The organism is Bradyrhizobium centrolobii (assembly GCF_001641635.1).
Classification (GTDB): Bacteria; Pseudomonadota; Alphaproteobacteria; order Rhizobiales; family Xanthobacteraceae; genus Bradyrhizobium; species Bradyrhizobium centrolobii.
The window spans coordinates 2,177-16,983 of the sequence record NZ_LUUB01000098.1; the positions used below are offsets into that span (position 1 = coordinate 2,177).

At 63.2% G+C, this 14,807-nt stretch carries 14 protein-coding genes; 8 read left to right on the forward strand and 6 right to left on the reverse strand.

The annotated features are described in order from the left end of the window. Both mltA and AYJ54_RS35925 read right to left on the reverse strand, forming a co-directional pair. Positions 1 to 1,478 (reverse strand): murein transglycosylase A (mltA, locus tag AYJ54_RS35920; RefSeq protein WP_063706702.1); only part of this gene is annotated, 1,478 nt, incomplete at its 3' end. Beyond that, positions 1,456 to 2,160, reverse strand: coding sequence for a Tim44/TimA family putative adaptor protein (locus tag AYJ54_RS35925; RefSeq protein WP_063706777.1), 705 nt, complete (start codon positions 2,158 to 2,160; stop codon positions 1,456 to 1,458). The genes AYJ54_RS35925 and mltA, both read right to left, overlap by 23 nt. Positions 2,161 to 2,577: 417 nt before the next feature. Between AYJ54_RS35925 and secB the strand changes: the two genes are divergently transcribed. Continuing rightward, positions 2,578 to 3,060 carry a protein-export chaperone SecB gene (gene secB, locus AYJ54_RS35930; protein WP_063706704.1) on the forward strand — a complete coding sequence of 161 codons (483 nt, stop codon included), beginning with the start codon at positions 2,578 to 2,580 and terminating at the stop codon, positions 3,058 to 3,060. Here secB and dnaQ read toward each other — a convergent pair. The 4 genes from dnaQ to AYJ54_RS35950 are packed head-to-tail and all read right to left on the reverse strand — an operon-like array spanning position 3,057 to position 5,883. Further along, entirely contained in the window at positions 3,057 to 3,773 is a 717-nt protein-coding gene (gene dnaQ, locus AYJ54_RS35935; protein ID WP_063706706.1) for a DNA polymerase III subunit epsilon, read from the reverse strand. The genes secB and dnaQ overlap by 4 nt on opposite strands. A 28-nt stretch (positions 3,774 to 3,801) precedes the next feature. Continuing rightward, positions 3,802 to 4,401: a dephospho-CoA kinase gene (coaE, locus tag AYJ54_RS35940; RefSeq protein WP_063706779.1), complete on the reverse strand. Its 600-nt coding sequence runs from the start codon at positions 4,399 to 4,401 to the stop codon at positions 3,802 to 3,804. Between the two features lie 23 nt (positions 4,402 to 4,424). After that, entirely contained in the window at positions 4,425 to 5,033 is a 609-nt protein-coding gene (locus tag AYJ54_RS35945) for a Maf family nucleotide pyrophosphatase (protein ID WP_063706708.1), read from the reverse strand. Positions 5,034 to 5,043: 10 nt separating this feature from the next. Then, positions 5,044 to 5,883, reverse strand: a complete 840-nt coding sequence (locus AYJ54_RS35950) for a pyruvate, water dikinase regulatory protein (RefSeq protein ID WP_063706709.1) — start codon at positions 5,881 to 5,883, stop codon at positions 5,044 to 5,046. A gap of 459 nt (positions 5,884 to 6,342) precedes the next feature. Between AYJ54_RS35950 and hemJ the strand changes: the two genes are divergently transcribed. The 7 genes from hemJ to AYJ54_RS35990 all read left to right on the forward strand — a co-directional run bounded on the left by hemJ (position 6,343) and on the right by AYJ54_RS35990 (position 14,761). Next, the gene (hemJ, locus tag AYJ54_RS35960; RefSeq protein ID WP_063706711.1) at positions 6,343 to 6,777 is read left to right on the forward strand and encodes a protoporphyrinogen oxidase HemJ; all 435 of its coding nucleotides are present in this window, start codon (positions 6,343 to 6,345) and stop codon (positions 6,775 to 6,777) included. A 253-nt stretch (positions 6,778 to 7,030) separates the two neighbouring features. Then, the gene (rho, locus tag AYJ54_RS35965) at positions 7,031 to 8,296 is read left to right on the forward strand and encodes a transcription termination factor Rho (protein WP_011083462.1); all 1,266 of its coding nucleotides are present in this window, start codon (positions 7,031 to 7,033) and stop codon (positions 8,294 to 8,296) included. Positions 8,297 to 8,620: 324 nt separating this feature from the next. Further along, positions 8,621 to 9,952: a tRNA uridine-5-carboxymethylaminomethyl(34) synthesis GTPase MnmE gene (gene mnmE, locus AYJ54_RS35970; protein ID WP_063706713.1), complete on the forward strand. Its 1,332-nt coding sequence runs from the start codon at positions 8,621 to 8,623 to the stop codon at positions 9,950 to 9,952. Positions 9,953 to 10,191: 239 nt separating this feature from the next. Beyond that, positions 10,192 to 12,072, forward strand: a complete 1,881-nt coding sequence (mnmG, locus tag AYJ54_RS35975) for a tRNA uridine-5-carboxymethylaminomethyl(34) synthesis enzyme MnmG (protein WP_063706715.1) — start codon at positions 10,192 to 10,194, stop codon at positions 12,070 to 12,072. 111 nt (positions 12,073 to 12,183) lie between these two features. After that, positions 12,184 to 12,855, forward strand: coding sequence for a 16S rRNA (guanine(527)-N(7))-methyltransferase RsmG (rsmG, locus tag AYJ54_RS35980; RefSeq protein WP_245329218.1), 672 nt, complete (start codon positions 12,184 to 12,186; stop codon positions 12,853 to 12,855). Between the two features lie 30 nt (positions 12,856 to 12,885). After that, positions 12,886 to 13,740 (forward strand): ParA family protein, encoded by an 855-nt coding sequence (locus AYJ54_RS35985; RefSeq protein WP_063706719.1) that lies wholly within the window; start codon positions 12,886 to 12,888, stop codon positions 13,738 to 13,740. Between the two features lie 136 nt (positions 13,741 to 13,876). Further along, positions 13,877 to 14,761 carry a ParB/RepB/Spo0J family partition protein gene (locus AYJ54_RS35990; RefSeq protein WP_063706721.1) on the forward strand — a complete coding sequence of 295 codons (885 nt, stop codon included), beginning with the start codon at positions 13,877 to 13,879 and terminating at the stop codon, positions 14,759 to 14,761. Positions 14,762 to 14,807 lie beyond the last annotated feature (46 nt).

Consider the following 14,807-nt stretch of genomic DNA (forward strand, 5'->3'; position numbering starts at 1 on the left):
GCCTTGCCTGAGCCCGCCTTGCCTTCAGTCTTGCCTGGGTCAGTCGGTTTCGCGATAGCCGCCGCGGTCTTCGGATCCTTTGCGGGATCGGTTTGCGGAAACAGCTTTGCGATCTTCTCCGACGGCCGCGGATCCGGCACCGGCAACCTCGAGCCGCGCACGACAGGATCGAGGCTCTTCGGCACCAGCATCACGAAATGCATGCTGTGGCGCAGCCGCCCCGAGACCCGGCCGGCTTCCTGGCCGGCACCGAAATAGAGGTCGGCGCGCGCCGGGCCAATGATCGCCGAGCCGGTGTCCTGCGCGATCATCAGGCGGTGGAACGGCGTCTTGAACCGGTCCGAGTCGATCGGCAGCTCGCCTTCGATGAAGAAGGGCGTGCCGTAGACATGCAGCGATTTGTCGACCGCGATCGAGCGGCCCGCGGTCAGCGGAATGCCTTGCGCGCCGACCGCCTCGTCCTTGTCGGACAGGTTGACCTCGCGGAAGAAGATGTAGGCGCGGTTCTGGCGGCGCAGCTCTTTGGCGCCATCGGGATTCTGCGTCATCCATTCCCTGATCTTCTGCATCGACATCTCCTCCTTCGGGATGATGCCGCGCTCGATCAGGATGCGACCGACGGCCGTGTAGGGGTAGCCGTTATAGGCGTCGTAGTTGAGGCGGATGGACGAACCGTCGTCGAACTTGATCCGCGCCGAGCCCTGGATCTGGGCGAACAGGAGATCGGTCGGGTCCTTCAGCCAGCAGAGCTCGAGCCCGCGGCCGGCGATCGCGCCGTCCTCGATCTCGCCGCGATCGTAATAGGGCACGAGCTTGCGGCGGCCGATCTTGCGGTAGACCGGGCCCTTGTTGGGCAGGCTGACCGAGTCCTGCTTGTAGCCGCGCACGAACAGGTTCGAGGGACGGCGATAGACCGGAACGTTGTAGACGTCGGTCTGCGTGCGCGAGCCCTCGAGCACCGGCTCGTAGTAGCCGGTCACAAAACCGTCGAGCTCGCCGAGGCGCGAGATGCGCAGCGGTGAAAAGTTCGCCTGAAAGAAGGCTTTGGCCTTGGCGTCGTCGGTGAGTTCGAGCGATTTGGCAACCCGGCAGGGTTCGCTCAGCGAGGCGCCGAGCGCCTTGAATTCGCCCTTGAATTCGCCCTTGGGTTCGACCGCGCCGTTTTGCGCATTGATCGAGCGGCAGCTCGCGCGGAAGGTCTTGTAGGCTGCGAGATGATCGTCGTCGTTCCAGCCCTTCACCTCCGACCAGGCGAGCGGCAGATATTGTGCGCCGGGAATTTCGAACGGCAGGGGGAGCTGGGGATAAGGCAACGCCCGTACCGGCAGTGCGGCCGTTTCCGGAAGGTGATGATGGCTGCGGTAATGACGCCGCGCCGCCTCGGCGCCGAGCGAAAACGACGACAGCGCGACGACACCTGCGCACAGCGCCGTCGCGCAATTCTTCAGAGCAAATTTAATTCGCGCTTCCGGTGCCAACCAGCTTCCAGTTCGGATCGCGAGAGGTGGTGTCGCGGGCGAAGGTCCAGATGTCGGTGATGTCGGCAACCTTGTCGGCGTTGCCGTCGACGATGTTGCCGGCCTTGTCGCGGGTGACCGAGATCATCTGCGAGACGAAGCGCACGGTGAGCTGCGCGGTGCGGTCGCGGAGTTCGGCGCCGACCAGCTCGGCCTTGTCGATCGAGACGAAGCGCGTCTCGGTCTTCTGCTCGTTCTTCTCGCGCTCCTTGATCGCGGCGTCGAAGCTCTCATAGACATCCGACGACAAGAGGTCGCGCAGCGCACGGCGATCGCCATTGGCAAACGCCAGCACGATCATCTCATAGGCGCCGCGGGCGCCCGACAGGAAGTGCCGAGGATCGAACGCGGAGTCCTTCTCGACAATGGCATCGAGACCTTGAGCCAGCGCGGTGCCGGGTTCGGTCAGGTCCTTCCAGCGGTCGGACGGCGGAGTCGGCTCGGCGGTCGGCGCCAGCGGAGCCTGGTCGATCACCTTGCCCGGCATCGTCACGACATTCTTGTCCTGGGCACCCTGAAGCGCGTTGCGGGCCGTGCGGTCGAACGGTGGCCGCTCATTGCCCGTGCGCTGCCCCAGCACACTGCGCAGCCGCAGGAAAATAAAGACCGCCAGCGCTAGGAAGATGATGGTGTAGATATCCACGTCGTATTCGCTTTCTGGTCTGGTCTTCTGAGAGGTGTTCGCCGGGAAAATCGCTCCGGCCAGTAGACCGTTCCACACGGGAACGGCAAGACTCCATCGCCATTTTATGTCCGGCTCTCAAGGCCGACATCTGGCTCTTCGGATGTAGGCACGAAATCTTGCCCGGCCAATGGCGCCTTTTGGCACAGCGTGAAGTGTAGCGCGTTTTATGCTTAAGGGGAAACCCGATCCTGCCCGGAAATCGCGCATCTTCAATTATTTAAGACGAGATTTCGCAGTCAGGGCGGGCCGGACGTCACCTTTATGTGCGGCGCCCCGAATACCCTGTGCGGAGCCGTTCGTCCTTGTGGAACGAGGCGAGCCTATGTTAGCCAACCGCCGCGAAATTCAGCCCCAATCGGGTAAGGAGAGACTTTCATGACCAACGGTAACGGCACCCCTCCCGAGGCGGCCCAGGCTCCCCAGCTCAACGTGCTGGCGCAGTACACCAAGGACCTGTCGTTCGAAAATCCGAACGCACCGAGCTCGCTCCAGGCGCAGGGCCAGCAGCCTCAGATCAACATCCAGATCAACGTCACGGCCAACAACCTCAGCGAACAGGAGTTCGAGGTGGTGCTCTCGGTCGAGGGCAAGGCGGAGACCCCGGGCAAAGTGATGTTCTCCTTCGAGCTCGCCTATGCCGGCGTGTTCCGGATCGTCAATGTGCCGAAGGAAAACCTGCATCCGCTGGTCATGATCGAGTGCCCGCGGCTGCTGTTCCCGTTCGCCCGCGAAATCATCGCGAGCGCGGTCCGCGACGGCGGGTTCCCGCCCCTGATGCTGGATCCGGTCGATTTCGTCGGCCTCTACCGCCAGAACATGGAGCGGCAGATGGCCGCCCAGCAGACAGGCCAGGCCTAACCGGCCGGACTGACAGTCGGGGCGGGAAGGAACTCGTTCCAGATCGCCTTGTCGCCGAGCGTGGCAATGAAGGCCCGGTGGGCCTCGCGCTCGGCGTCGGTAATCCGCGGCGCAAGCGGCGTCGGCCGCTGCCGCCGCGGCATCTCGCCGCTCGCACTGACGCGAATTTCCTCGCTCTCCGAGGCCAGGATCAGCTGCGACTGCCGCGCTCCGATCAGGTCGACATAGACCTCGGCGAGCAGCTCGGCGTCGAGCAGCGCACCGTGCTTGGTGCGGTGGGAATTGTCGATCGCGTAGCGCGAGCAGAGATCGTCGAGGCGGTTGGACACGCCGGGATGCTTGCGCCGCGCCAGCAGAAGCGTGTCGACAAGCCGCTCGCGCGGAATCGCTACGCGCTTGATCCGGTCGAGCTCGGCATTGATGAAGCTGATGTCGAACGAGGCGTTGTGGATCACCAGCGGCGCATCGCCGATGAACTCCAGAAACTCGTCAACGACTTCGTGGAACAGCGGCTTCGTCGCCAGAAATTCGGTCGACAGCCCGTGCACCGCGAAGGCCTCCGCCGGCATGTCCCGCTCAGGATTGATGTAGCGGTGGAAGGTCTGCCCCGTCGGCATGCGGTTGAAAATCTCGACGCAACCGACTTCGACCAGGCGATCGCCGCGGAGGGGGTCGAGGCCAGTGGTTTCAGTGTCGAGGACGATTTCGCGCATGATCTAAGAGGCCGTGTGACGCAGCGAATCAGCTTCGCCGCTGCGGCATCTTAACGACCTCGGCCAGAATGTCCTTGATTTGCGCGCGCACCGGCTCAAGTCCGTGTGACGTATCCACCACGAAATCGGCGCGCTTTCGCTTCTCGGCGTCGGGCGTCTGCTTGGCGATGATGGCGTCGAGTTTCGCCTCGTCCATTGTGCCGCGAGCGAGCACACGCTCGCGCTGAAGTTCCGGCGAAGTCGACACCACGACCACGGCGTCGACCCTTTTCTCACCGCCGGTTTCAAACAGCAGCGGAATGTCCAGGACCACGACGGGCGCGTTGGCGGCCTCCGCGTCGGCGAAAAATTTCCGGCGCGAGGCGCCGAGCATCGGGTGAACGATCTGCTCGAGCTGCTTGATGGCGGCGGGATCATGCACCACGCGCGCGGACAGTTTTTGCCGATCGACCTTGCCATTGGCGGTGGTGCCGGGGAAGGCGGCCTCGATCGCGGGCGCGGCCTCGCCCTCGTATAATTGATGGACCGCGGCATCGGCGTCATAGACGGGGACACCGGCCTCCGCGAACAATTTCGCGGTGGTGGATTTGCCCATCCCGATCGAGCCGGTCAGTCCCAGGATCCGCATCAGCGCACAGCCATCTTTGCCATTCACACCGCAACTAGCCGTTCGCGCCGCAGGAACGCAAGCAGGGGCAGGAGCGGCAGGCCGAGAATGGTGAAATGGTCGCCGTCGATCCGCTCGAACAGATGGATGCCGAGGCCCTCGAGCTGATAGGCGCCGACGCTGGAGGTCACGGCTTCGCCGGCGGCGTCGAGATAGGCCGAGAGCTCCGCCTCGGTCATCTGCCGCATGGTCATGCGCGCGACCGAAATATCCTCGAAGACGACCTGGCCATCGCGCGCCACGGCCACGGCGGAATTCAGCTCGTGGCTATTGCCGGCGAGCTCGCGCAGTTGCGCCATGGCCTGGGGACGGCCGGCGGGCTTGTTGACGAGACGCTCGCCGAGCGCCAGCGTCTGATCGGCGCCAATCACATAGGCGCCCGGATGATGCAGCGAGACCGCCTTGGCCTTTTCGCGCGCCAGCAGCAACGCAATCTCGCGCGGATTGGAAAGCTTAGAAGACGCCTGCACGCCGCGTTCGTCGATATCGGCCGCAATCGCCTGGAAATCGAGCCCAGCATTGGCCAGCAGCATTTTGCGCGCGCCGCTTTGCGACGCCAGAATCAACGGGAATTTGCCGCGCCAGAGAGCCATCGCCGAAAGCTTATTCCAAGGGCCGGTTGCGTTGCCGGTCGGAGTAGAGCTTCATGATCGCCGCCGCAGTTTCCTCGATCGAGCGCCGGGTGACGTCGAGCAGCGGCCAATTGTGCTTGGCGCTCAGCTTGCGGGAAAACGCAACTTCGTCGGCAACCGCCTGCTTGTCGATATAAGTGTCATTGCCGGAGCCCGCGCCCATCGTGAGCAGGCGGTTCTGGCGCACCTGGATCAGTCGTTCCGGCGTCGCATGCAGGCTCACGATGAGCGGCCGCGCCAGCGTCTCCAGCTGCGCCGGCACCGGAATGCCCGGCACCAGCGGCACGTTAGCGGTGCGAATGCCGCGATTGGCGAGATAGATTGACGTCGGCGTTTTCGAGGTGCGGGAGACGCCGACCAGGACCACATCGGCCTCTTCTAGGCCTTCGACGTGCTGCCCGTCGTCGTGCATCATCGTGTAGTTCAGCGCATCGATGCGCTTGAAATATTCCGCGTTGAGCACGTGCTGGGCGCCGACCCGGCCGGTCGTCGCGGCACCGAGATACGCTTCGAACAACTGCATGACCGGGCCGATGATCGAGAGGCTCGGAACGTTGATCTCCTGGCACTTGTCCTCGAGCCGCGAGACCAGGTCCTTCTCGAGCAGCGTGAACAGCACGATCCCCGGCGCTTCCTCGATCTCGTCGAGCACGCGATCGAGCTGCTTCTGGCTGCGCACCAGCGGATAGACATGCTCGACCGGCGTCACCTTGGCGTATTGCGCCGCGACCGCGCGCGCCACGGTGATCAGCGTCTCACCGGTCGAGTCGGAGACGAGGTGCAGATGGAAATAATTGTTCGAGGTCGGCACAAAAACTCTTTGAATTTCGACGGGGCGATTTGTGGATTTCTGTGGAGCTTAACCCCTCAGAAAGGGATGCGCGACACCAGGGGCGGGACAACGGCCAAGTTTCTTCACACCACTGCCCGAAAGAACAAGTCTGACGCCCGCGCGACCAGCAAGCGGGATTGCGCGGACAAGCCCCTTGATAAGCTGCCGATAGCTTAGCGCAAGCCCTTGATGATGGACGGCTTATCCGGACCGGCCGGACCCGCGCAGGATATGTTGATGGATGTGAACAAGCGCCCGTGAAGCGACGGATGGCATTGCGTGAGTCCAATCCACGGTCACTCAGACTCAAACCTTAAGAATCTAAGATTCTAGATTTGAGGAAGGCGCTACGGACGGATATGTGTGCGCTGGAAGAACTTAACGAGTTCTTACTATCCCCAGCGGTCGGAACGCTGGTCGCGAATTCGGACGCTGGAAATGTTTGAGGACGTCTATCTCTGGATCAAGGCACTGCACGTGATCGCCGTCATCTCCTGGATGGCGGGCATGCTCTATCTGCCGCGGCTGTTCGTCTATCACTGCGAGGCCGAGATCGGCTCGAAACAGTCGGAAACCTTCAAGATGATGGAGCGCCGGCTGCTGAAAGCGATCATCAACCCCGCAATGATCGTGACCTGGCTAGCCGGGCTCTATCTGGCCTGGTCCGGCCATTGGTTCACCTTCGGCTGGCTGCACGTAAAACTGGCACTGGTCTTGGCCCTGTCCGCGGTCCACGGTTTTTTTTCGCGCTGGGTGAAGGATTTCGCCGCCGACCGGCGCCCGCGGACCCAGAAATTCTATCGGATTATCAATGAGGTGCCGACGGTTCTGATGATTTTCATCGTCATCATGGTGATCGTGAAGCCATTCTAGGCGATGAACCTGATTGATCGCTCAGCCCTTCGGCTTGCGGAGTGAGGAGCGATTTTCTATATATGTTCGATATCCCACCCAACGCAGGCGGATGTGGTTGTGTCCGAGCTTTTGAAGGCCGGACACCACATCAGGTTTGAAGCCCCCCGGCACTCACCTTGCTAGACCTGCGGACCTTACCTGCACCTGCTCGCGTCCGCATTTCTGAGCCTCCTCGCACCCCCTTCCAAGGTTACCCCACAGGACCACCCCAATGCGGGAAATTAAACTCCAAGACCTCAAGTCCAAGACCCCGGCCGAGCTCGTCTCGTTTGCGGAAGAGAATGGGGTCGAGAACGCCAGCACCATGCGCAAGCAGGAGCTGCTGTTTGCCATCCTCAAGCAGCTCTCGCTCGCTGAAACCGACATCGTCGGCGAGGGCGTCGTCGAGGTGCTTTCCGACGGCTTCGGCTTCCTCCGCTCGCCCGATGCCAATTATCTGCCGGGTCCGGACGACATCTACGTCTCGCCGTCACAGATCCGACGCTTCGGCCTGCGTACCGGCGACACCATCGAAGGTCACATTCGCAGCCCGAAGGAGGGCGAACGCTACTTTGCGCTGCTGAAGGTCAACACGCTCAACTTCGAGGATCCGGAAAAGGCCAAGCACAAGGTCAATTTCGACAACCTCACGCCGCTGTTTCCCAATCAGCGCTTCCGCATGGAGATCGACGATCCCACGCGAAAAGACCTGTCCGCGCGCGTGATCGACATCGTCGCGCCGATCGGCAAGGGCCAGCGCGCGCTGATCGTCGCGCCGCCGCGCACGGGTAAAACCGTGCTGATGCAGAACATCGCGCATTCGATCACGCATAATCATCCCGAGTGCTATCTGATCGTGCTGCTGATCGACGAGCGCCCGGAAGAAGTCACGGACATGCAGCGCTCGGTGAAGGGCGAGGTGGTGTCCTCGACCTTCGACGAGCCGGCCGTGCGCCACGTCCAGGTCGCCGAGATGGTGATCGAAAAAGCAAAGCGCCTGGTCGAGCATGGCCGCGATGTCGTGATCCTGCTCGATTCGATCACGCGTCTGGGCCGCGCCTACAACACCGTGGTGCCGTCATCCGGCAAGGTGCTGACCGGCGGTGTCGACGCCAATGCGTTGCAGCGGCCGAAGCGCTTCTTCGGTGCCGCGCGCAACATCGAGGAGGGCGGTTCGCTGACCATCATCGCGACCGCGCTGGTCGATACCGGCAGCCGCATGGACGAAGTCATCTTCGAAGAGTTCAAGGGCACCGGTAACTCCGAACTGATCCTCGACCGCAAGGTCTCGGACAAGCGCACCTTCCCGGCGATCGACATTTCGCGCTCCGGCACGCGTAAGGAGGAGCTGATCACGGATCCGCAGGTGCTCAAGAAGATGTACGTGCTCCGCCGTATCCTGAACCCGATGGGCACGATGGACGCGATCGACTTCCTGCTCGACAAGCTCCGCAGCACCAAGAGCAATTCCGAGTTCTTCGATTCGATGAACACCTGAGCTGGGTGCTTCAGTCGATCAAAGATCAGAAGGGCGCCTTTTGGGCGCCCTTTTCTTTTGTGCGCCTTTGCTGCAGCGAAGTGCAGCATCGAGGGCTCATCGTTTTTCAAGCTGATATCTTTATAACTTATTGTTTTTATTCAGTTTTAAACGAATAGACCGCTTCTGATTGGCTCAACCGCGGGATTATTGCAGCAAAAATGCGGCGCTCGATGTTGCGGTGCAATATGAAGCATTTGCTGCGGCTGGTGAGGCGGCGAAAGGAAGCGGACACTGCCCCAAAACCGGCGTTTGCCTTTTCGGTGGCAGCCGGACAAATAAGCCATGCATCCGCGTGAGCAGACCATCTTTGCACTGTCGTCCGGCCGACCGCCCAGCGCGATTGCCGTGGTGCGTGTCTCGGGGTCGCAGGCGAACCAGATTCTGGCCGCGCTTGCGGGCAAGCTGCCGGCACCCAGGCTGGCGGGCCGCAGGCTGCTTCGCGACGTGGCGGGCCGGCCGATCGACGATGCGGTCGTACTGTGGTTTCCGGGGCCGGCGAGCGCGACCGGCGAGGACGTCGCCGAATTTCATGTCCATGGCGGCCGCGCGGTGCTGTCGGCGCTGCTCGCCGCCATTTCCGCGATTCCGAATACGAGGGCGGCCGAACCCGGCGAGTTCACACGGCGGGCCTTCGAGAACGGCAAGCTCGATCTCACTGAGGCAGAGGGCCTCGACGATCTCATCCATGCCGATACCGACCGGCAGCGTCGGCAGGCGCTGCGTCAGTTGCAGGGTCTGCTTGGCAATCGGGCGCGCGATTGGCGCGAGCGCATCATCGAGGCATCCGCGCTGATCGAGGCCGGCATTGACTTCTCCGACGAGGGCGACGTGCCGGCGGAATTGATGGCGCCGGCGTTGAAGATGATCAGGGCATTGCACGGCGAAATCACGGAAGTGCTTGCGGCACAGGGCCACGCCGAACGTCTGCGCGACGGTCTGGTCGTTGCGATCGCCGGTCCGCCGAATGTCGGTAAGTCGACGCTGATCAATCAGCTCGCGCGGCGCGAGGTTGCGATTGTCTCGCCGCACGCCGGCACGACGCGTGACGTGATCGAGGTGCAGCTCGATCTCGATGGTTATCCGGTCACGGTGATCGACACGGCCGGCATTCGCGAGACCGACGATCCAGTCGAGCAGGAGGGTGTGCGCCGGGCGAGGGCGCGCGCGGCGGATGCGGATCTCGTGCTGTGGCTGACCGGTCCCGGCGTGGACGCGGAAGGGCGGCCAGTTGGGACCGCCCCGGTCTGGGTGGTGCGCAACAAGATCGATCTCGGCGAGGGGGCTCCGGTGGCAGAAGCCGCGGTGGACCGGACGTTCGCGATTTCGGCGCGGCGTGGTGATGGCCTGGCTGAGCTGATCGAGGCGCTGGTTGGATTCGCCGGTGAGTTTTTTGGGACCGGTGAGGGCGCACTCGTCACCCGGGCGCGTCAGCGTGAGTTGTTGCGCCAGGCGGCGGATGGCTTGCAGCGCGGTCTGATTCTTGTCAAAGATGGTGAAGAATTGGTTGCGGAAGAACTCCGCGCCGCCGCCTACGCGCTGGGTCGACTGCTGGGCCGGGTCGATGTCGAGGACGTCCTCGGGGCCATCTTCCAGAAATTCTGCATCGGAAAGTAGAGCTAGTTCTTCATTGTAGAACTAGCCCTTGTTCCGTTCCTTGCTGTTTCACGTGAAACAAAACTTGGAACGGCCTACCGCGTTTCACGTGAAACACCTCGGTGGAAACATCGCCGTACTTTGCATGGGGTTGTTTTGCGAAAATGCGAGATCGCAAGCCTGCCCCTGTTTCACGTGAAACAACCGACTCACCCAGTTTCCACTTCCGGCTTTTTCGTCTCTGAGTTAGAAGTCCGCCCATGCGAACAGAGCGAGAGAGTTTCGACGTCATCGTCATTGGCGGCGGCCATGCCGGCTGTGAAGCCGCGGCTGCGGCCGCGCGGATGGGCGCGACGACTGCCCTGGTGACGCACCGTTTCTCGACCGTCGGCGCAATGTCCTGCAATCCCGCCATCGGTGGTCTCGGCAAGGGCCATCTGGTCCGCGAAGTCGATGCACTCGATGGTCTGATGGGACGTGTGGCCGATGCCGGTGGGATCCAGTTCCGGGTCCTCAATCGCCGCAAGGGTCCCGCCGTCCGTGGCCCACGGGCCCAGGCTGACCGAAAGCTCTATGCCGCAGCCATGCAGGCCGCGATCCAGCAGATCGAGGGCTTGTCCGTTATCGAGGGCGAGGCCGACGAGCTCATTGTGGCCGATGGCCGGGTCACGGGTCTTCGGCTGGCCGATGGCCGGACCTTCCGGGCAGGGGCGATCGTCGTCACGACCGGTACGTTCCTGCGCGGTCTGATCCACCTCGGGGAGAAGAATTGGCCCGCCGGGCGCGTCGGTGAAGCGCCGGCGATGGGCCTGTCGAACTCCTTTGAGCGCGCTGGCTTCACGCTCGGGCGGCTGAAAACCGGGACGCCGCCGCGTCTGGACGGCACGACGATCGATTGGTCCGCAGTCGAGATGCAGCCGGGAGACGATCCGCCGGAGCCGTTCTCGGTGCTGACAGAGCGGATCACCACGCCGCAGATCCAGTGCGGGATCACCCGGACGACGTCCGCCACCCATGAGGTGATCCGGACCAACGTCCATCGCTCACCGATGTACTCCGGCCAGATCAAGAGCACGGGACCGCGCTATTGCCCCTCGATCGAGGACAAGATCGTGCGGTTCGGTGATCGCGACGGTCACCAGATCTTTTTGGAGCCGGAAGGGCTCGACGACACCACGGTTTATCCCAACGGGATCTCGACCTCGCTACCTGAGGAGGTCCAGCTCGCGATCCTCGCGAGCATTCCAGGACTGGAGCGAGTGAGGATGGTCCGGCCGGGCTATGCCATCGAATACGACCACATCGATCCCCGCGAACTCGACCCGACTCTCCAAGCCAAGCGGTTGCGCGGTCTGTTCCTGGCCGGGCAGATCAACGGGACGACCGGGTATGAGGAAGCTGCCGGCCAGGGCATCGTCGCCGGGGTGAACGCTGCACTGGCCGCCAGTGGTGCCGCTCTGGCGGTGTTCGATCGGGCAGATGGCTATCTCGGTGTGATGATCGACGACCTCGTCACCCGTGGGATCAGCGAACCCTATCGGATGTTCACCTCGCGGGCCGAGTACCGGCTGACGCTGCGGGCGGACAATGCCGACCGGCGTCTAACCGAGAAGGGTATCGCTCTGGGATGCGTCGGCAGTGCCCGGATGGAGTACCATCGCGCCAAGATGGACGCTCTGAATGCGGCGCGGGCGCTTTCGAAGTCTCTGACGATCACGCCGAACGAGGCGATCAAGCACGGACTGTGGCTGAACCGGGACGGCCAGCGCCGTTCGGCCTTCGAGTTGATGGCCTATCCGGAAGTAGGCTGGGATCAGGTCCGCGCGATCTGGCCGGAGCTGGCGGCCATCGACCCCGTCATCGCCGCCCATCTCGAGATCGACGCCAAGTACGATGTCTATCTGGAGCGTCAGAGCGCCGACGTCGAAGCCTTCCGACGCGACGAGGGGCTGGTGCTGTCCGAGGTCGACTACAAGCTGGTGCCGGGTCTTTCCAATGAGGTCCGCGCCAAGCTGGAAAAGGCGCGGCCGTTCACCGTCGGCCAGGCCGGCCGGATCGATGGGATGACGCCGGCGGCGCTGGGCATCCTCGCAGCTTATCTCCGCCGCGAGGCGCGGAAGACTTCGAAGGCAATCGCATAGGCGTTTCACGTGAAACAACGCGGGCCGGCCGGCGGCAGATATTCATCACGGCGACCTGAGGCGGGCGAGGGGGCAGGCCGTGGACCCGGACGGACCCCAACCAGTCAGAAGATCGATAAGGCCAGCGCGAGCGCTAAGTCGTTGGACTCTGTCGTCGCGGCCGACAAGATCGCGGCACTCAAGCTCGCCCCCGTTTCACGTGAAACGGAAGCCCGGATCGATCGCTACATCGCGCTGCTCAGGGAGTGGCAGGCCAAGACCAATCTGGTCGCGCCCTCGACGCTGCCGCATCTCTGGACCCGGCACGTCGCCGACTCGCTTCAACTCGTAGACCTCGCGCCATCGGCAAAACGTTGGGCCGACCTCGGCAGCGGCGGGGGGTTCCCTGGCGTCGTCCTGGCCTGCGCCATGGCCGAGACCCCAGGAGCAGGCGTCCACCTCGTCGAGCGAATCGCCAAGAAGGCGGCATTCCTCCGCGAAGCGATTCGCGTCACGGCGTCACCGGGGGTCGTACATCTCGCTGAGATCGGGGATAATGTGGATAGAATCACTGGCCCGGTTGATTGCGTCACCGCCCGTGCACTGGCTCCGCTACATCAACTCATCGGCTTTGCGGAGCCGCTGATGCGCGGTGGTGCAAAAGCGTTGTTTCTCAAGGGTCAAGATGTAGAGGCTGAATTGACCGATGCCGCTAAATATTGGAATATTCAGCCTCGGCTCCACCAAAGCCGCACGGGTGACGGCTGGATCGTGGAGCTGACTTCCGTCGAACGGCGCGGGTGAGGCGCCCAAGGGGTCGAGTGGGGAATTTCGATGACCGTGATTGACGAACCGCAGCAAGAACAGACCGACGTGGTGCCCCAGGGCCACCCACGCATCCTGGCGCTCGCGAATCAGAAGGGCGGCGTGGGAAAAACAACCACAGCAATCAATCTCGGCACGGCGCTCGCGGCGATTGGCGAGCGCGTCCTGATTGTCGATCTCGATCCGCAGGGCAACGCCTCGACCGGCCTCGGCATCGATCGCCGCAACCGCTCCTGCTCGACCTACGACGTGCTGGTGGGCGAAGCGAACCTGCGCGAGGCGGTGGTCGCGACCGCGGTGCCTCGGCTGCACATCGCACCGTCGACCATGGATCTCTCCGGCCTCGAGCTCGAGCTCGGCACCACGCCGGGCCGCGCCTTCCGTCTGCGCGATGCGATCAGCTCCCTCAACAACAACGTCTCGCCCGACGCCGACTACACCTACGTGCTGATCGACTGCCCGCCCTCGCTGAATCTGCTGACGGTGAACGCGATGGCGGCGTCGGACGCGATCCTGGTGCCGCTCCAGTGCGAGTTCTTCGCGCTCGAAGGTCTGTCGCAACTGCTGCAGACGGTCGAGCAGGTGCGCTCGACGCTCAACCCGAACCTGTCGATCCATGGCATCGTGCTGACCATGTTCGACTCGCGCAACAACCTCTCGAACCAGGTCGTCGCCGATGTCCGCCAGTTCATGGGCGAGAAGGTCTACAAGACCATGATCCCGCGCAACGTGCGCATCTCGGAAGCGCCGTCCTACGGCAAGCCAGTGCTGGTCTACGATCTCAAATGCGTCGGCAGCGAAGCTTACTTGCGGCTCGCCACTGAAGTGATCCAGCGCGAGCGCGAGCTGCGCACGACGGATTGAAGATGCCGCAGGGTGGCCAAAGGCGTCTTCGCCGTGCCCACCATCTTCCGCGCATAACCGGTGGGCGCTTTGCCCACCCTACAAGTTTTGAAATTCAGTTCTGGAGTGCTGCCAAGTGAATCCAAGGGAGCTGGCGATGGCCGACGAAGCGCGTTCGCGATTGGGCCGGGGTCTTGCGAGTCTGATCGGTGACGTCGGCGGCGAGGCGGCGCATGTCGAGCGTCCGCGCACGCAGCGCAAGGTGCCGATTGAATTCCTCAAGCCCAATCCGCGCAACCCGCGCCGCACTTTCTCGGAGACCGAGCTCAAGGAGCTCAGCGACTCGATCAAGCAGCACGGCGTGATCCAGCCGATCGTCGTGCGTCCGGTGAAAGGCACGCAGGACCGCTATGAGATCATCGCCGGCGAACGACGCTGGCGCGCCTCGCAGCTCGCAGGCCTGCACGAAGTCCCGATCGTGCCGATAGACATCAGCGACAGCGATGCGCTCGAGTTCGCGATCATCGAGAACGTGCAGCGCGAAGATCTCAACCCGATGGAAGAGGCGCAAGGCTATCACGCGCTCGCCAATGAGTTCAAACGCAGCCAGGACGACATCGCCAAGGCTGTCGGCAAGAGCCGCAGCCATGTCGCCAACATGATGCGGCTGACCAAGCTGCCCGCCGAGGTGCAGGCCTTCATCGCGAGCGGCGAGCTGACGGCCGGCCACGCCCGCGCGTTGATCGGCGTGCCCGATCCGCTCGCTGCCGCCAAGCGCATCGTCGAGGAGGGCCTCAACGTCCGCCAGGCCGAGGCGCTGGCGCATGAGGAGGGCGTGCCGGAGCGCAAGCCGCAGAAGGCGCGCACCGGAGCCAAGGAGAAAGACCCCGACACGATCGATCTCGAGAAGCGCGTCAGCGACGCGCTCGGGCTCAAGGTCACGGTGAGCCACCACGATCCCGGCGGCAGCGTGCAGGTCAACTACCGCAACCTCGAGCAGCTCGACGAAGTAATGCGACGGCTGGCGAAGGGCGGTCTCTAGACTCGAATCGTCATTCCGGGGCGCGCGCAGCGCGAACCCGGAATCT